At 63.4% G+C, this 15265-nt stretch carries 12 protein-coding genes and 1 pseudogene; 2 read left to right on the top strand and 11 right to left on the bottom strand.

Translation table 11 applies throughout. The annotated features are described in order from the left end of the window. Nucleotides 1–123: 123 nt before the first annotated feature. The 9 genes from apnL to oiaX all read right to left on the bottom strand — a co-directional run bounded on the left by apnL (nucleotide 124) and on the right by oiaX (nucleotide 10956). Nucleotides 124–2007, bottom strand: coding sequence for a D-apionate lactonase (apnL, locus tag VH564_RS13080; protein ID WP_423340270.1), 1884 nt, complete (start codon nucleotides 2005–2007; stop codon nucleotides 124–126). Continuing rightward, on the bottom strand, nucleotides 2004–3038 hold the full coding sequence (locus VH564_RS13085) for a Gfo/Idh/MocA family protein (protein WP_423340271.1): 1035 nt from the start codon (nucleotides 3036–3038) through the stop codon (nucleotides 2004–2006). Before VH564_RS13085 ends, apnL begins: the two co-directional genes overlap by 4 nt. Nucleotides 3039–3041: 3 nt before the next feature. Next, the gene (locus VH564_RS13090; RefSeq protein ID WP_423340272.1) at nucleotides 3042–4109 is read right to left on the bottom strand and encodes an ABC transporter permease; all 1068 of its coding nucleotides are present in this window, start codon (nucleotides 4107–4109) and stop codon (nucleotides 3042–3044) included. After that, on the bottom strand, nucleotides 4106–5650 hold the full coding sequence (locus VH564_RS13095) for a sugar ABC transporter ATP-binding protein (protein ID WP_423340273.1): 1545 nt from the start codon (nucleotides 5648–5650) through the stop codon (nucleotides 4106–4108). The genes VH564_RS13090 and VH564_RS13095 overlap by 4 nt, the downstream gene beginning before the upstream one ends. A 1-nt stretch (nucleotide 5651) precedes the next feature. Next, nucleotides 5652–6299: a DUF2291 family protein gene (locus VH564_RS13100; RefSeq protein WP_423340274.1), complete on the bottom strand. Its 648-nt coding sequence runs from the start codon at nucleotides 6297–6299 to the stop codon at nucleotides 5652–5654. Nucleotides 6300–6387: 88 nt separating this feature from the next. Next, on the bottom strand, nucleotides 6388–7329 hold the full coding sequence (locus VH564_RS13105; protein WP_423340275.1) for a D-ribose ABC transporter substrate-binding protein: 942 nt from the start codon (nucleotides 7327–7329) through the stop codon (nucleotides 6388–6390). Nucleotides 7330–7411: 82 nt separating this feature from the next. Beyond that, on the bottom strand, nucleotides 7412–8239 hold the full coding sequence (locus tag VH564_RS13110; RefSeq protein ID WP_423340276.1) for a phosphogluconate dehydrogenase C-terminal domain-containing protein: 828 nt from the start codon (nucleotides 8237–8239) through the stop codon (nucleotides 7412–7414). Nucleotides 8240–8353: 114 nt separating this feature from the next. Beyond that, nucleotides 8354–9697, bottom strand: coding sequence for a four-carbon acid sugar kinase family protein (locus VH564_RS13115; protein ID WP_423340277.1), 1344 nt, complete (start codon nucleotides 9695–9697; stop codon nucleotides 8354–8356). 2 nt (nucleotides 9698–9699) lie between these two features. Continuing rightward, nucleotides 9700–10956 carry a 3-oxo-isoapionate-4-phosphate decarboxylase OiaX gene (oiaX, locus tag VH564_RS13120; protein ID WP_423340278.1) on the bottom strand — a complete coding sequence of 419 codons (1257 nt, stop codon included), beginning with the start codon at nucleotides 10954–10956 and terminating at the stop codon, nucleotides 9700–9702. 196 nt (nucleotides 10957–11152) lie between these two features. Between oiaX and VH564_RS13125 the strand changes: the two genes are divergently transcribed. Together VH564_RS13125 and VH564_RS13130 are read left to right on the top strand one after the other, a co-directional pair. Beyond that, nucleotides 11153–11887 (top strand): transcriptional regulator NanR, encoded by a 735-nt coding sequence (locus VH564_RS13125; RefSeq protein ID WP_423340531.1) that lies wholly within the window; start codon nucleotides 11153–11155, stop codon nucleotides 11885–11887. A 260-nt stretch (nucleotides 11888–12147) separates the two neighbouring features. Then, nucleotides 12148–14087, top strand: a pseudogene (locus tag VH564_RS13130) (methyl-accepting chemotaxis protein); the annotation flags it as partial. Nucleotides 14088–14172: 85 nt separating this feature from the next. On the opposite strand, the gene VH564_RS13135 reads toward VH564_RS13130, so the two are convergent. Both VH564_RS13135 and pyrF read right to left on the bottom strand, forming a co-directional pair. Further along, nucleotides 14173–14460 (bottom strand): DUF1330 domain-containing protein, encoded by a 288-nt coding sequence (locus tag VH564_RS13135; protein ID WP_423340279.1) that lies wholly within the window; start codon nucleotides 14458–14460, stop codon nucleotides 14173–14175. Between the two features lie 20 nt (nucleotides 14461–14480). Next, nucleotides 14481–15197: an orotidine-5'-phosphate decarboxylase gene (pyrF, locus tag VH564_RS13140; RefSeq protein WP_423340280.1), complete on the bottom strand. Its 717-nt coding sequence runs from the start codon at nucleotides 15195–15197 to the stop codon at nucleotides 14481–14483. Between the last annotated feature and the right edge of the window lie 68 nt (nucleotides 15198–15265).

Genomic DNA, 15265 nt, shown 5'->3' on the forward strand with positions numbered 1-15265 from the left:
GGCGAATTCCTCGAAAGGCTATGGTTCTGATGGGAAGGTCTTAGCCGAATCGCTGCGCAAGGTGAAGGGCTTGCAGCGCCGTCATGGGCGCTGTTTTGCGTCCTGCTTTACCCCAGAAGGCGTTCACTCGACCCTGCCAAGGCCGAAGGGCTGGAGTTCCAACCGGTCGACGGCGCTCGAAGCGTCCTCACTCCATGCGCTGACATCCACCGTCAGGACGCGAGGGGTGAGATTGGCGACCCAGAGCAGGCGGCCGCCATCCTGCTTTTCGACCGCCAGTGCCAGGACCTTGTCGGGCGCGCTGGAAACGCATTGCGTCCAACGGGCGTCGAACAGGGCGGCCAACCCCTGAACGACCCCATGCAGGGGGCGCATCCGCCCTACACCGACCGGCTCGCCGGGCCCGGCGATGAGCCCGAATGGTCCTGTCAGCGCCGAGAGTGTCAGGCAGTCCAGCCCCGCCTCGACCACCCGCGCCGCATATCCGAGCGCGAAGGCGGCGGCGAAGTCGGCGGTATGGCGCGGATCGGTGTTGGCCATGGCGATGCGTCCGCCGGCCGGATTGTCCATCGTCCGGCTGCCGTAGGGGTTATGGCGCATCGGAATGGTCGAGGGGCAGATACGGTAGGCCTTGTCGCCATAAATCGATCGCACCGAGCGGGTGATGAACGGCAAGGCCTCCAGCGTCTGCATGACGCTGAGGTCGTCGGCGGCATGGACGATGGGATTGGTGCAGTGGGTGATGAAGTCGAGCATGTCCGGCGGTACACGCTTGCGGTTCAGCTCGGTGAAATAGCTGAGCATTCCGCCGCCCAGACGGCACGCGGGAAAGGCCGCGCGGGCAGCGCTGTAAACCGCGTCGAGCGGTGGACAGTCGGGCCACGCGCTGCCGGGCGGGGTCGATTGGCGATCGACGGCGGGTGAGACGACGATGGCATCGGGTGCAAAACCGGCGGCCCGCGCCATTGCCGCGATCTCGGCGAGTTCGTCTGTGACCGCAGTCCGGCAAGGCAGCGCGATTTCGAGCGTCGTTGTCCCTTGGTGCAGCGCCGCTATCGCAGCAAAATCGGCCAATGCCCGACCATCATGCCCGGCGAGCGGATCGAAGTGGAAGAGCAACTCCTGCACACCGAGGGCATTGAGCCTGGCGCCGGCAGCAAAGGTTGTGGCTGCCTCCTCGGGCGTCACCACCAGCCCGATGGCGGGCATGCGTCCTGACGCGGCACCGGGCGTCAGGCGGACAAGCTCCGGCCCGGCACTCCCTGCGGCCGGCGCCGGCAAAGCCTTGCGACTGTCCGTGATCGTTAGCACGACCCGCTGGCGCACCGGCTCATTGGCCTCGATGGTATAGGGCCATGGCAGCGCTAGCGGCCGGACATAGGTCTTGTAGGAAGCGTCGGACCAGTTGCGCTGGTCCTCCATCTCGAAGGTGTCGCCCTCCATCAGGCATTCGGCTGTCACCTCCGGCATCACCCGATGGGCGATGCCGCGCATCGCCATGAAGGGTTGCCACGGCGCGATCAGGTCGGGGAAGGTCGAGGTCTCGATACTGCCGTCGACATGGGTGACGGTGACGGGCTGGCCGGCAAGGCCGACGATCGGATGCAGGATGCAGAAGCCACAACGGCAGGTCTCGAAGCCGCTCCGCGACATCGCCTCGGCATGAAACACCAGCGGCCCGCCGGCTTCCGAAAGGATCGTCACCCGAAGCACGAGCTCCGTGTTTTCGGGCCCATGGCATCTTGCGGTGTAGCTGACGGAGAAGCCATCGGCGCGCTGGTCGACGACCAGGTTGTCGATATCAGGATCGTAGGTACCCCAGTCGCGGTCGCGCACCAAGAAGGCGACGCCGCGCAGCACCTCGACGCCATCGTAGCGGACAGCGCGCAACTGGCCGCCGGCAAGGTCGGCAGTCAGCCTTCCGGCAACGAGACGAACCGGCTGGGCCTCGCTCTTGTCCGTGCCGTAGAGGGCAAAGCTGCGGTCGTGCCGGTCGCTTGGGTTCATGCCAGCATGGCTTTCACGTCGATCGTGCTGCCGCTGGCCGCACTTTCATAGGCCGCCTCGACCAGCGCGAAAGTCTTCAGATTGTCTTCCCCTGATGTCGAGGTTTCCCCGCCCGTCTGCAGTTGCTCGGCCCAATGCTGCTGGATGGCAAAGACGCTTTCCTGAATATTGTGCCAGGGCCGAGACGCCCAGGGGAGCAGGGTGGGCGCCACGTCGCTGGTCTGCGTGCCGTCCCGGCCGGTGACCTCGAGGCGATAGCCCTGCAGCAGCCGGATGGAACCCTCGCTGCCGTCGATCTCGACCAGCGTCTCCGGGAAGGGCTCGACCGACTGCTTCGTCGCATAGCTGACGTCGACGACCGAGGTGACGCCGCTCTCGTGGTCGAGCAGCATGGTGGCGACGTCCTCGCCCTTGATGGCAGGGTTGACGCGCATCGTGCGGGCCGTCATCGCCTTGACGTCGCCGAGCAGGAACCGGGCGATATCCAGCGTATGGATGCCGAGATCCTCGATGATGAATCGCTCGCCCTCGGCGAGATAAGGCTGACCGGAAAACACGTCGTAACCAGAGCGGAACGACAGCCGACCCCAGAACGGCGTCCCGATCACGCCCGCGTCGAGCGCCTTGCGGACGGCCTGGATGGGTGTCTGCCAGCGGAAATTCTCGTGGATCATCAGCGGCACGCCGGCGGATTTGCAGGCCGCAACCATCGCCTTGGCATCGTCTAGCGTCTTGGCAAAGGGTTTCTGGCAGATCGCCGGCACCTTGTGGCGCGCAGCCAATTCGACCAGCGCCCGGTGGCTGGAGACGGTGGTGGCGATGTCGACGAAGTCGAAGCCGCCATCGGCAAACATCTCGGCCGCATCACTATAGCGCCTGGAAATGCCGAACTGGTCGCCGACCACCTTCAGCCGCTCGGGATCGCGGTCGCAGATGGCGACGATGCCGGCACCGGCGACGTCCTGCCAGGCATGCATCTGGTTGACGGCAAAGAAGCCGCAGCCGATCAGGGCGCCACGTAACTCTGTCATGTCTCAGCCCGCCTTTGCCATCTGCATCAGGGTCACCCGCTGCTGCAATTTCCGCTGTGCCTGGTCGACGACCACGGCGATGATGATGACCAGCCCCTTGATGACCATCTGCCAGAAGGACGAGACGCCCATCATTACCAGTCCGTCGGAAAGGATGCCGATGACGAAGGCACCGACGATGGTGCCGCCGATCGTTCCGCGCCCGCCCGACATAGAGGTCCCGCCGAGCACCGCCGCGGCGATGGCATTCAGCTCGAAACTCTCGCCGGTCGCCGGATGGGCAGCCATCAGCTCTGACGAGATGACGATGCCGACGATTGCCGCGCAGAGGCCGGAGAACATATAGACGAAGATCTTCACCAGATCGACCCTGACGCCCGACATCCGCGCCGCGCGCTCGTTGCCGCCAACGGCAAAGATGTGGCGGCCGATCGGCGTCGAACGGGCGACATAGGCAGCGGCAAGCGCCAGCACGATCAGGATCCAGATGGAGACGGGCAGCCCGAGGATGCGGCCGGCGCCGAAGAAATCGAAGCCGGTGGTGGCATATTCCGGCCGCCCCGAGAGGTTCGGAAAGGTCTGTCCGTCCGACGACAGCAGCGCCAGACCGCGCGCGACATAGAGCGTGCCGAGCGTTGCGATGAACGGCGCGACATTCAGCTTGGTGATCAGCAGGCCATTGATCAGGCCGATGCCGATGCCGACGGCAAGCACGATCAGGACGATCTCGAACAGGTTGAAATAGACGGTGTAACCCATCGGCAGATCGACGCCGTTGAGGATCAGCGCGCCCGCCACCATGCCGCAGAGTCCGACGATCGAGCCGACCGACAGATCGATGCCGCCGGTGATGATGACGAAGGTCATACCCATCGCCAGGAAGGCGTTGAGCGCGACGTGCTTCGACATCAGGATCATGTTGGCTGTCGAGGTGAAATTCGGGGCCGCGAAGGAAAAGAAGATCAGCACCGCGAACAGCGCGATGAAGGTCCGAAGCTTCATGACGGTCAGAAGAACCGAGCCGCTCGAGCGCCGGACTGCCGGGATGGATGTGGAGGTGTCCGCCGTCATGATGCCAGTTCCCTTGTATGTCCGTGTCCCTTGGCCGAAGCCGCGATGATGGCTTCCTCGCTGGCCTCGTCCCGATTGAAGATCGCCACCAGCTTGCCGTTGCTGAGCACGGCGATGCGGTCGGAGAGCGCCATGACCTCTTCGAGGTCGGAGGTTGAAAACAGGATGGCGAGGCCTTCGCCGGCCAGTCGCCGCATGGTGCGGAAGACATCGGCCTTGGCGCCGACATCGATGCCGCGGCTCGGCTCGTCCATCAGCAGCACTTTCGGATTGGTCATCAGCGCCTTGCCGATCACAACCTTCTGCTGGTTGCCGCCCGACATCGAGGTCACCTCGAAATCCGGATTGGGTGCCTTGATCGACAGTTCCTTGATGCTGTCGCGGATCGCCTGCCTTTCGGCGCCGGCGCGGATATGGAAGAATTTGGCGAAGCGCCCGAGGCTTGCCAGCGTCAGGTTGCTGGCAATCGACAGGATCTGAACCAAGCCTTCGCGCTGCCGGTCCTCGGGGATCAGCGCCAGTCCGCGACGGATGCGCCGGGTGGTGTCGCGCTCGCGCACCTCCTTGCCGTCGATGTGGATCTTGCCGGTCGATTGCGGGTGGCGGCCCATGATGCATTCGAAGAATTCGCTGCGACCGGCGCCCATCAGCCCGTAGATGCCGAGAATTTCGCTGGCCTGGACGCTGAGCGAAACATTGTCGACGGCAAGTCCCCCGGTGGCGCGCGGCATGGTGATACCCTCGGCGCGGAACATCTCGCTGCCCATCGCATGACCGTCGGCCTTGGCAAAGTCCTTGGCGTCGGAGCCGATCATCGATCGGACGATCCACTTGGTGTCGATGTCCTTCACCAGCGCCTGGCCTGTGATCTGCCCGTCGCGCAACACGGTGATGTAATCGCCGATGCGCATCAGCTCTTCCAGCCGGTGGGAGATGTAGACGATCGCCACGCCCTCGGCCTTCAGCTCGGCAATGACCTTGAACAGGATATCGACTTCGGCTGCCGACAGCGCCGAGGTCGGCTCGTCCATGATCAGGATACGGGCATCGAGCGAGATCGCCTTGGCGATTTCCACCAGCTGCTGCTGGCCGATCGGCAGATCCTCGACCATTGTCTCCGCATCGATCCCGGCATCGAGCTTCTTCAGGTACTGGTTGGCCTTGGCGACCTGCGCCTTGTGGTCAATGCCGAAGATGCCTCGGGTGATCTCGCGCGTCGCAAAGATGTTCTCGGCGACCGTCAGGTTGGCGAACAGATTGAGCTCCTGGAAGATCATCCCGATGCCGTTCGCCTGGGCATCGGCGGGGCTGTCGAAATGGATCGGCTTGCCATCGAGGATGATGCGGCCGATGGTCGGCTTCTCGACGCCGGCGATGATCTTCATCAGCGTCGACTTGCCGGCGCCATTCTCTCCGACCAGCACATTGACGGCGCCGCGCCGCAGTTCGAGGTTGGCGCGCTTGACGGCGACGATGCCCGAATAGACCTTCGTCACATCGTCGAGCCGGAGGATGATATTGTCCGCTGCCTGGTCTTCCATGCTACTGGCCGATCACAAGCGTTGCGGGCGTCACCAGCGGCAGCTGGCCGGGAGTTGGCAGCGGAAATGCGCCCGTCACCTTCACGGTCTTGCCGGGCAGCGCGTCGCGCGGCAGCGACGCCAGCACGGTGGCATTGACCTTCTCGTTGAAGGACTTGCCGAACTGCGCCCATTCGATCTGGTTCTTGAATTCGTTGAAATTGACGATGTCGAGGCTGTCGCGCAGCGCCGTGCCGCGAATGGCCGGGCCGATCTGCACCTTGAGGTCGGCCTTCCCGTCGCCATCGACGTCGACCTCGATCGTGGCCGCACGCGAGGCCGTTTCGGCGGCGGTGATCTTGCCCTCGAACTTGACCAAATAGGTCCAGGGGGCATTGCCTTCCTTCTCGCGGTGGCCGAACTTGGCCCCGGCGTCATCCGGGTTGGCGGCAATAAGCGTCATCACCTGCTTGAAGTCGCCGGCGCGTTTTTCGATCGAGGGCAGGGCCTTCGCCTGCCAGATGGCCTCGACCCTGTCGCCGGGATTGAACTCCGTCTTGGCCGCCGCCGCTGCCTTTTCGGCTGCCGTCTGCGTCTTGACGATCTTGCAGCCCGGCAGGGCTGCAGCCGCCAGCATCGCCATCAACAACGCGCCCTTGATCCTCACCATTGGCATGCACTCCACCCGCATCAATGCTGTCAAATCCTGAAAACGGAGAGCGGGGTTGCCGCTCTCCGTCTATGTCAGTCCCGGGAGATCAGTTTTTCAGCGCGAAGGTTTCGAGCTTGTCTGCATTTGCGGCGTTGATCAGCACGCAATCCATCAGCTGCTTTTCTTCCTTCGGGACGGTTTTGTCCTTGATGTAGGCTGCGGCCTGATCCACGGCGAGCTGCGCCTGAGCATAGGCCGGCTGCATGACGGTGGCCTTGATGCCGCCCGCCTTGATCGAATCGCGGACATCGTTGGAGCCGTCGAAGCCGACGACGATGACATCCTTGCGGCCGGCAGCCTGCAGGGCGGCAATCGCGCCCATGGCCATGGTGTCGTTACCGGCAATGACGCCCTGGATCTTCGGATTGGCCTGCAGGATGGTTTCCATCTTGGAATAGCCTTCCGTCTGGCTCCAGTTGGCCGACTGCTGGGCCACCATCTTCATATCCGGATAGTCGTCGATGACGTCGTGGTAGCCCTTGGAGCGGATGCCGGCGTTGAGATCGGCTTCGCGGCCGAGCAGCTCGACATAGCTGCCCTTTTCGCCCATCAGCTTGACGAACTCTTCGGCGCCGAGCTGTGCGCCCTGGTAGTTGTTGGAGACGATCTGCGACACGGCGATGCCGGTAGCATTGATTTCACGGTCGATCAGGAAGGACGGGATGCCCGCGTCCTTGGCCTTCTTGACGGCGGCGATCGAGGCTTCCGAGCCGGCATTGTCGAGGATGATGGCCTTGGCGCCACGGCCGATGGCGGTGTCGATCAGCTGCGACTGCTTGTTGGCGTCGTCATCGTGGCTGAGCACCAGCGTGTCGAAGCCTAGCTCCTTGGCGCGGGCTTCGGCGCCGACCGACTCGGCCTTGAAGAACGGGTTGTCGAAGGCCGGCGTGATGATGGCGATGAGGTCTGCCGAAAAGGCGGGCAGGGCCGTGCCGAGCGACAGGACGCCGGCAAAGGCAGCGATGGTGAGCTTGCGTGTCAGTTTCATAGTTATCCTCCCAGATGTGAAAATCAGCCCCGTTTCCCGGACAGGGCTGTCGAAAAAGGGAGAGCGAATGCTCTCCCTGGTATCAGGTGATGCGCTGAATGCTGGCAGCGATCTCCTTGGGTTCGAAAACCTTCTTCCAGTCGTCGCGCATCAGCGCCGGAATGCCGAACTCGATGGCCTTGTTGCAGGCATCCGAGAACACGCCCTGGACTTCGCCGAAGATGACGGCACCGAGCACGTTGAGGTGGCCGAGCAGGAAGTCGCGGGCGGCTTCTTCCGGAACGCCGCGCTTGACGCATTCGTCCATCGCCTGCTTCATGACGACGAGCAGCGAAGCGGCCACTGTCTCAGACAGGCCGGGCTCCAGCATCGCCATCTGGTCGACGGTGACGCGGTGCGAGCGCATGACGGGCGCCCAGATCGTCTTGGCAATTTCCTCGCCGAGGCCATAGGCCTCATCAGGCCCCTGCATCAGGGCGGAGACAATGTGCTGCTTGGCGAACAGGCCGCCGAAATGGTCCTTCTTCGCCTGCATCTCCGTCTCGTCGTTGAAGATCGGCGGATGGCAGGGGTGGGTGACGAAATAGGTGAGATCCGGACGCTCGGGGAAGTGACCGGCGAAAGGCGCTGCAGCGTCGAGCGCAACCACCATCGTGCCGGCCTTCAGCTTGTCGGCGATGCCGGCGGCCACCTTGCCGATATGCGTGTCCGGAACCGCGAGGATGACGACATCGGCGCCATCGAGGGCCGCGTCGACATCGAGGCAGGAAAGCCCGAGGTCATTTTTGAGGCGCGCCTTGCCGGCGTCGCTGATTTCGACGTGACGGACGTCGAAGCGGGAGCCCTTGAGGTTCTTGGCCAGCCGGTAGCCCATTTTGCCGCCGGCGCCGAAAAGTGCAATCGAAGTCATGTTGTTCACCCAATCTGTCTGGTGTGGCGACTATAATCAACTGGTATGATGAGTCAATGAGTATAGCAGAAAGCGTGTTGTTTTGTGGACGCGGCCTGCGGGCCCACGTCCTGTTCAGGCCGCCAGACCGTCACGGATCTGGGCAAAGTAGCCGTCAGCGCCGACCTGTCCGCCCTTCAGCGCGATCTGCAACCCGTTCGTCGCCCGGTCGTTGCCATGGGCCGTGCACAGTGGCGAGCCCGGCGTCTGCGGCAGCGGCAGCAAGGTCGTCAACGCCTCGACGTTGAGTTCCTTCAGCGCATGGCTGGACGTATCGCCGCCGGCAATCACCGCACGGTCGAGCCTCTCCTCGGCAATCAGGCGATGCAGGATGGCACCGAGAATGCGGCCGAGCCGATGGCGGCTGCCGGCAATCCGGTCGATATCGCCGCCCCGGTCGGCGGAGGGCCCGAGCGCCGTGTTGAGAATGACGCTGCGGCCCTCCCTCAGGCTGGCAATCCCGCGGGCGACAGCCCTGTCGATGGCCGCAGTGCCGTTCTCGCCGAGCAGTTCGAGCGGATCGAGATTGATGCCTTCAAAGCCGTTGGCAGTGGCATGGCGGATCTGCCGCTCCGTTGTCGGCGAGACGCTGCCGGAGACGACGGCGATGCGGTCGGCCTTGCCGGGAAGCGGGAAGGCGCTTGCGCCCGAAGTCAGGCCGCTCTCTCTCCAGGCCGCCAGCAGCGCATATTCGAGGCCCGACGAACCGGCGACGAACCAGCCGCCATCGGCCTTGATCCGCCAGAGCTGTCGGCCCGCCTGTGTCTGGCTCTCAGCGCTGTCGACGTCGAAGAGTAGCATCCCGGCGCATGCGCTGGCGAGCGCGTCCACCCGTCGGTTGGCGTCGGTGGAAGACAGCAACGCCAGGTCGGCGAGCGCTGTCGGAAGTGCCGTCTGGTCCTGCAGATGCGCGCGCAAATCCGCCTCGCGCATCGGCGTCACCGGATGCCGGCTCATGACGGGATGGCGGTCGATGCGATAGACCTCGCCCTGGTAACCGGCAAACAGATGGCCGAACGCGGTATAACGCTTCAGCTGCGGCGCGCCGACCACGAGCGGCACGAAGGCCTGGTCGAACAGCGCCTTGCCGATCTCCACGGCCTTGCCGATGTTGCCGATCGCCGGGCTGGAATCGAAGGTCGAGCAGACCTTGTAGTGGCAGATGTCAGCCTTCAGGCTCTTCAGCCATTGGAACGCCGGCGTCAGATGCGCGTCCATCCAGTCCGGCGTCTCGCTGCGGCTGGTGCCGGCAAGACCGATGGCGCGGCAATGGCTGAAGCGGGCCAGCAGCGCCGCGTCCGGCTCTCCCATGAACAGCACGGTGTCGACGCCGTTGGACGCCAGCGCTTCCATGACATCGGTCGAGCCGGTCAGGTCGTCGCCGTAGTAGGAGAGCAGCAGATCGTTCTGAGCGGACATGGTCATTCCCCTCCGTTGCCGAACTTTTTGAGCGAAGCTGCCAGTTCCGGATGCGTCCGGGCATAGGTCTCGAGTTCGATGTCGCCAACTGCCGCCTGCCAGGCCTGCTGCACGGCGCGCACGCCGGCGGCAGGACCCCCGGGATGGCTGACGATGCCGCCGCCGCAGAGATACATGAGGTCCGTGGTGCGGCCGGTGCGCTGGTATGTTTCCGGCGCCTGGCCGCCCCACTGGCCGGAGCCGGCGACGGGAAGCGCGCAATCGGCCTCGGAGAACATCGGCGTGCTGACGGCCTTGAAGGATTCGACGAAGCTTTCGTCCGGCTCCCAGTATTTCACCTTGATGCCGTTGATCTGGAACTGGTCGACGCCGAGCAGCCGCCAGAATTTCTGCCAGACCTTGAAGTCGAGCCCGATGCCGGGATGGCGGGTCAGCACGTCCCAGCCGTTGCGGTGGGCATGCAGCACCAGCCCGGAGCGCTTGCGCAGGAAGGACATGGCCCCCATGCCGATCGAATTGATGTTGACGACCGCGCAGTTGCCGCCGGCCTCCAGAACCATGTCGTGGTTGCGCATCATCTCGTCGGGGTCGGTGTGCGAGATGCCGAAGGCGTACATCACCTTCTTGCCGGTCTTCTGCTCGTGGTCGAGGATAAGCGGCATGATGGCCGCGACCCGCTCCTTCAAAGGCGAGTAGACCGGGCTCATCAGCTTCTCGTCGTCCTTGATGAAGTCGACGCCGGATTCGATGAGTTCGCCGACCAGCGCCGCTGTCTCCATCGGCCGAAGGCCCAGCGCCGGTTTGACGATGGTGCCGATGATCGGCCGGTCATGAACGCCGGTCAGCCGGCGCGAGCCGGCGACGCCGAACTGCGGGCCGGGATAGGCATCGCGATAGGCCGCCGGCAGGTCGACATCGACGACGCGCAGGCCCGTCATGCCGCGAATGGAAAAGATGCCGCCGATGGCAATGGTCATCAGCGCCGAGAGGTCGGTGCCGACAGCATCCAGCGGAAAGTCGATGTCGACATCGGCGCGCCGGATCGGGCCGTGCCCAACGGCTGCTTCCGGCCAGCTCGGCGAAACGGCATCCTCGAGCGGCCGGATCGCCACGACACGGGCCGCGACACGTGCCTTCAGCTCCTCGGTTTCACCGGGAACGGCAACGAAGGTGCCGGTCGACTGGTCGCTGGCGATCTTTTCGGCCATGGCTTCGACGCTGCCGGGCGTCTCGATGCGGTAGGTAACTCTAATCTGCATGAAATCTCGGTTGCTCCTCTCGCCACGCCTCGAAAAGCGTGACGTCAACGGCCTAACTGGTATAATGAGTATTCCAACGAGGCAAGAAAAAGTTTTTGCGGGATTTGGCGCGGTTGGGCGCTGCAGCCTGATTGACGTTTTCCCAAACGACGGGAAATGTGCATAAGGAAGGGTCTAGATGAGCCGGAAAGAATCCATGGACCAACCGAACGAACCCATTGTCCGTCGCAAGCTGTCAGACGAGGTTTTTGCCCGCCTGGAGCGGATGATCACCAGCGGCGAGCTTGAGCCCGGCGACGAGATGCCGTCGGAACGAGACCTGATGGAGCGCTTCGGTGTCGGCCGCCCGGCGATCCGCGAGGCCATGCAGTCGCTGGCCGGCATGGGGCTGGTGGCCATCAGCCATGGCGAGCGAGCCCGCGTCCTGCAATTGACCGCAAAGACGATCTTCAAGCAGGTCGATCTCACTGCCAAGATCATGCTGTCGCAATCCTCTGCGACCCTGGAATACCTTAAAAGCGCCCGCATCTTCTTCGAACGCGGCATGGCCCGCCAGGCGGCGCTCGAGGCGACGCCGCAGGATATCGCCGATCTCCAGGCCATCATCGATCGCCAGCGCGACAGCCTCGGCGATGCCGATGCGTTCATTGCGGCCGACATGGAGTTCCACACCCGCATCGCCCGTGTCTCGGCAAATCCGATCTTCGTCGCCGTCAGCGAGGCGATGCTCGCCTGGCTGAAGGAATACCACACCGACATGCTGATCTGGACCGGCAAGGAGAAATTCACCCTCGTCGAGCACGAGGAGATCCTCCAGTGTCTCGCCGCCAACGATGCCGACGCCGCCGAGACTGCGGTGCTGAAGCACCTGGAACGTTCGCGCGGGCTCTATCTCAACAACGGCGATCGGCACACAGCTGCCAGTATTTAGCTGGTATGATGAGATCATGTGCGCGTATCGCGTGTCCCCGCTAAAACTAGGTCCAAGATTTTAATTGTTTGTAAGGCAAGCTTGGTTAGATCGGGATACAGGCAGTTTGCGACGATTTCTTCGCTATGACAGCGTATTTCCACTGCCATGATCCGCATCCTCCCAAGAGACAGCTCCCAAAATTCCTGAGATCACGTTGCGCAATCATTAGTTGCGACGATGGGCGGGCTGTGTCTTGAAGTCACCCGATAGGGCGCCCAATGACTTTTCTGCAGAATGCAAGAATTCGAACCAAAATCATTTCAGTAATCATTCTAATGGGCCTGATCGCCATAGCCGGACTCGCCTATGTCAGCGTCCAGTTCAAGAGCGCCGATACGCGCTATTCAAGCTTCCTGTCGCATGAAAGTGCGGCCACAACCCTGAATGCGCGCGCGACCGGCGGCCTTTTGCAGATGGGCTTCCAGCTCGGGTTGCTTGTTATCAAGGACCCGGCCTCGCCCGACTTTGCGGCTTCCGTCAAGATCTATGAAGACAATCAGGTTTTGATGCTGCAGCGTCTGAAAACGCAGGTCCAGCTGGTTCCCGCGCGCGCCGAGCCAGTGGCGACCATGGTCAAGGCCATCGAGGGCTTTAATATCCTTGGCCAGCAGGTCATCCAACTTTCCAAGGCGGGCAAGCAGGACGAAGCCCGCGCGGTGATGCTGAAGGCCGGCGCCACCTTGACGACCATTCTCCCGCTGTTTGCCGGCGGCAACGATCAACTGATGAAGTTCACCGCGGACGGTACGGCCGAATTGCAGGCCGATACCAACAGCACGATCATCACAGGCCTCTCGATTCTTGGCGTCGCTTTTGTCGCCATGGTCCTTCTCGGTCTTTACGTGGCCTCGCGCGGCATCACCGGACCGATCGATCGGCTACGCCAACGTATGGAGGCGCTGGCAGCGGGCGAGACAGCGGGCGAAACTCCGGGTCTGGAGCGCAAGGACGAAGTCGGCCAGATGGCCGCCGCCGTCGCCGTGTTCCGCGAAAATGCCATTGAACGCACGCGCCTCGAGCGCGAGGCCGACGATGGCCGATCCCACTCAGAAAAGGAAGCCCGCGCTCGCGATGCCGCCAAGGCCAAGGACGCCGCAGACACCAAGACGGCTGTCGATGCGCTTGGTTACGGCTTGACCCGCTTGTCGGGTGGCGATGTCTCCTACCGGATCACCGAAACCTTCGTCGACCATCTCGACGGGTTGCGCGAAAGCTTCAACAATTCGATGGAAACTCTGCAGGAAGCGCTGACCGCGGTCGGCCAAAATGCTGGCGTCATCAATTCCGGTGCCGGTGAAATCCGCTCGGCGGCCGACGACCTCGCCCGTCGCACCGAGCAGCAGGCCGCTTCCCTCGAACAGACGGCCGCAGCATTGGAGCAAATCACGACAACAGTTCGCGATTCGACCAAGCGCGCCGAAGAGGCAGGCGTTCTCGTCGAGCGCACCCGTCAGGGAGCCGAAAAATCCGGTCTTGTCGTTCGCAAGGCTGTTGCCGCCATGAATGAGATCGAACGGTCCTCGGGCGAAATCAGCAACATCATCGGCGTCATCGACGACATTGCCTTCCAGACCAATCTGCTGGCGCTCAATGCCGGCGTGGAGGCGGCGCGTGCCGGCGAGGCAGGCAAAGGCTTTGCCGTCGTCGCCCAGGAGGTGCGCGAACTGGCACAGCGTTCCGCCAATGCCGCGAAAGAGATCAAGGTGTTGATCAGCGCCTCCGGCAATCACGTCCGCACCGGCGTCAGCCTGGTCGGCGAAACCGGCGAAGCGCTTGTCCTGATCGAGAAGGAAGTCACCGAAATCACCAGCCATGTCCGGGCCATCGTCGAGGCGGCCCGCGAGCAGTCGACGGGCATCTCGGAGATCAACACCGCCGTCAATACCATGGACCAGGGAACTCAACAGAATGCGGCGATGGTGGAGGAGACCAATGCCGCCAGCCACAGTCTGGCAAACGAAGCCGCCATGCTCAACAGCCTGCTCAGCCAGTTCAACATCGGAGGTGGAGAGCCTGCGCCAGCGTCCCGTCCGCGCAGCACAACCACGGGCTCGCAGCCGGTTGCGTCGCCCGCCCGGGCATTGGCCGGCAGGCTTGCCAATAGCTTTGGTCGCGGCAACGCCGCCTAGGTACTCGCCCGAAGAGCTGGGAAGAGTTTGAGGCCAGACATCGCAGTCTAGAGAAAGGCCGCGCATTCCAAACCGGAATGCGCGGCCGATGTGTTTAACGGTGATCTCCGCAGGCTAGACGCCTTCGACCACGACCATCTCGGCGGTGGCGATCTCCTGGCGGATCTTCGCCGCGACCTGGTATTCCGGCGAATTGTAGCAATCGACGGCATGCTGCAGCGAGGGAAACTCGATGACGACATTGCGGCCGCGCGCAGGTCCCTCGAGTTCGACGAAGGCGCCGCCCCGCGCGATGAAATTCGCCTCGTAGCGCTCAAAAGCTGGCTTGGCGGCAGCAAGATATTCGCCGTAGCGCTCCGGCGTGTGAACGTCGACGCGGGCGATCCAATAACCCTTGGGCATGGTTGTCCTCCTTGTTGTTGTTAGTGGTTGGCGGGCCACAGCGCCGTCAGCATCTCGTCGAGAATGGCGCGCGCTGCGGCCTTCGGGTCGTTAGCCTTGACGATCGGGCGGCCAACAACGAGATGGCTGGAGCCGGCGCGGATCGCATCTGCCGGCGTCATCACGCGCTTCTGATCGCCCTTGTCGCTGCCGACAGGCCGGATGCCGGGTGTCACCAGCGCCATGTCGGGGCCGATGATGGCACGCACTGCCGTCGATTCCTCCGCCGAGCAGACGATGCCGCCCATCCCGGCCGCGCGCGCCTGTTCGGCGCGGCTGAGCACCAGCGCATGCGGGTCGGCCTGGTAGCCCGCCTCCAGCATGTCGTCGCCATCCATGGACGTGAGCACGGTGACGCCGAGCAGGCAAAGGCCGGAGCCCTCCGCCGCCTTGACGGCAGCCCGCATTGCCTTCGGATAGGCATGCAGCGTCAGCATCGACATGCCCATCTTGGCGATGTTCTCGACGCCTGAGGCGACCGTGTTGTCGATGTCGAGCAGCTTCATGTCGAGAAAGATCTTCTTGCCGCTCTGCGCCAGCTCGCGCGCAAACTCCAGCCCGCCTGCAAATACCAGCTGGTAGCCGATCTTGTAGAACAGGATGTCGTCGCCGAGCGCCGAGACGATCGCCTCGGCTTCCTTGAGATTGGGGACATCCAGGCCGACGATCAGCCGGTCACGTGCGGTTTCTGTGGTCATCGGCTTCCCATCCCTGCCAGTCCTCGATAGCCGTCCAGTCGCATGAGACAGCCCGGTTCGCAAGATCG

Source organism: Rhizobium sp. HT1-10, from assembly GCF_049472505.1.
In the GTDB taxonomy this organism is placed as follows: Bacteria; Pseudomonadota; Alphaproteobacteria; order Rhizobiales; family Rhizobiaceae; genus Rhizobium.

What these genes read in the sequence shown, in the direction of transcription:
- apnL (WP_423340270.1), bottom strand. Translation starts at nt 2,007, where the DNA reads ATGAACCCAAGCGACCGGCACGACCGCAGCTTTGCCCTCTACGGCACG.
- VH564_RS13085 (WP_423340271.1), bottom strand. Translation starts at nt 3,038, where the DNA reads ATGACAGAGTTACGTGGCGCCCTGATCGGCTGCGGCTTCTTTGCCGTC.
- VH564_RS13090 (WP_423340272.1), bottom strand. Translation starts at nt 4,109, where the DNA reads ATGACGGCGGACACCTCCACATCCATCCCGGCAGTCCGGCGCTCGAGC.
- VH564_RS13095 (WP_423340273.1), bottom strand. Translation starts at nt 5,650, where the DNA reads ATGGAAGACCAGGCAGCGGACAATATCATCCTCCGGCTCGACGATGTG.
- VH564_RS13100 (WP_423340274.1), bottom strand. Translation starts at nt 6,299, where the DNA reads ATGGTGAGGATCAAGGGCGCGTTGTTGATGGCGATGCTGGCGGCTGCA.
- VH564_RS13105 (WP_423340275.1), bottom strand. Translation starts at nt 7,329, where the DNA reads ATGAAACTGACACGCAAGCTCACCATCGCTGCCTTTGCCGGCGTCCTG.
- VH564_RS13110 (WP_423340276.1), bottom strand. Translation starts at nt 8,239, where the DNA reads ATGACTTCGATTGCACTTTTCGGCGCCGGCGGCAAAATGGGCTACCGG.
- VH564_RS13115 (WP_423340277.1), bottom strand. Translation starts at nt 9,697, where the DNA reads ATGTCCGCTCAGAACGATCTGCTGCTCTCCTACTACGGCGACGACCTG.
- oiaX (WP_423340278.1), bottom strand. Translation starts at nt 10,956, where the DNA reads ATGCAGATTAGAGTTACCTACCGCATCGAGACGCCCGGCAGCGTCGAA.
- VH564_RS13125 (WP_423340531.1), top strand. Translation starts at nt 11,153, where the DNA reads ATGGACCAACCGAACGAACCCATTGTCCGTCGCAAGCTGTCAGACGAG.
- VH564_RS13135 (WP_423340279.1), bottom strand. Translation starts at nt 14,460, where the DNA reads ATGCCCAAGGGTTATTGGATCGCCCGCGTCGACGTTCACACGCCGGAG.
- pyrF (WP_423340280.1), bottom strand. Translation starts at nt 15,197, where the DNA reads ATGACCACAGAAACCGCACGTGACCGGCTGATCGTCGGCCTGGATGTC.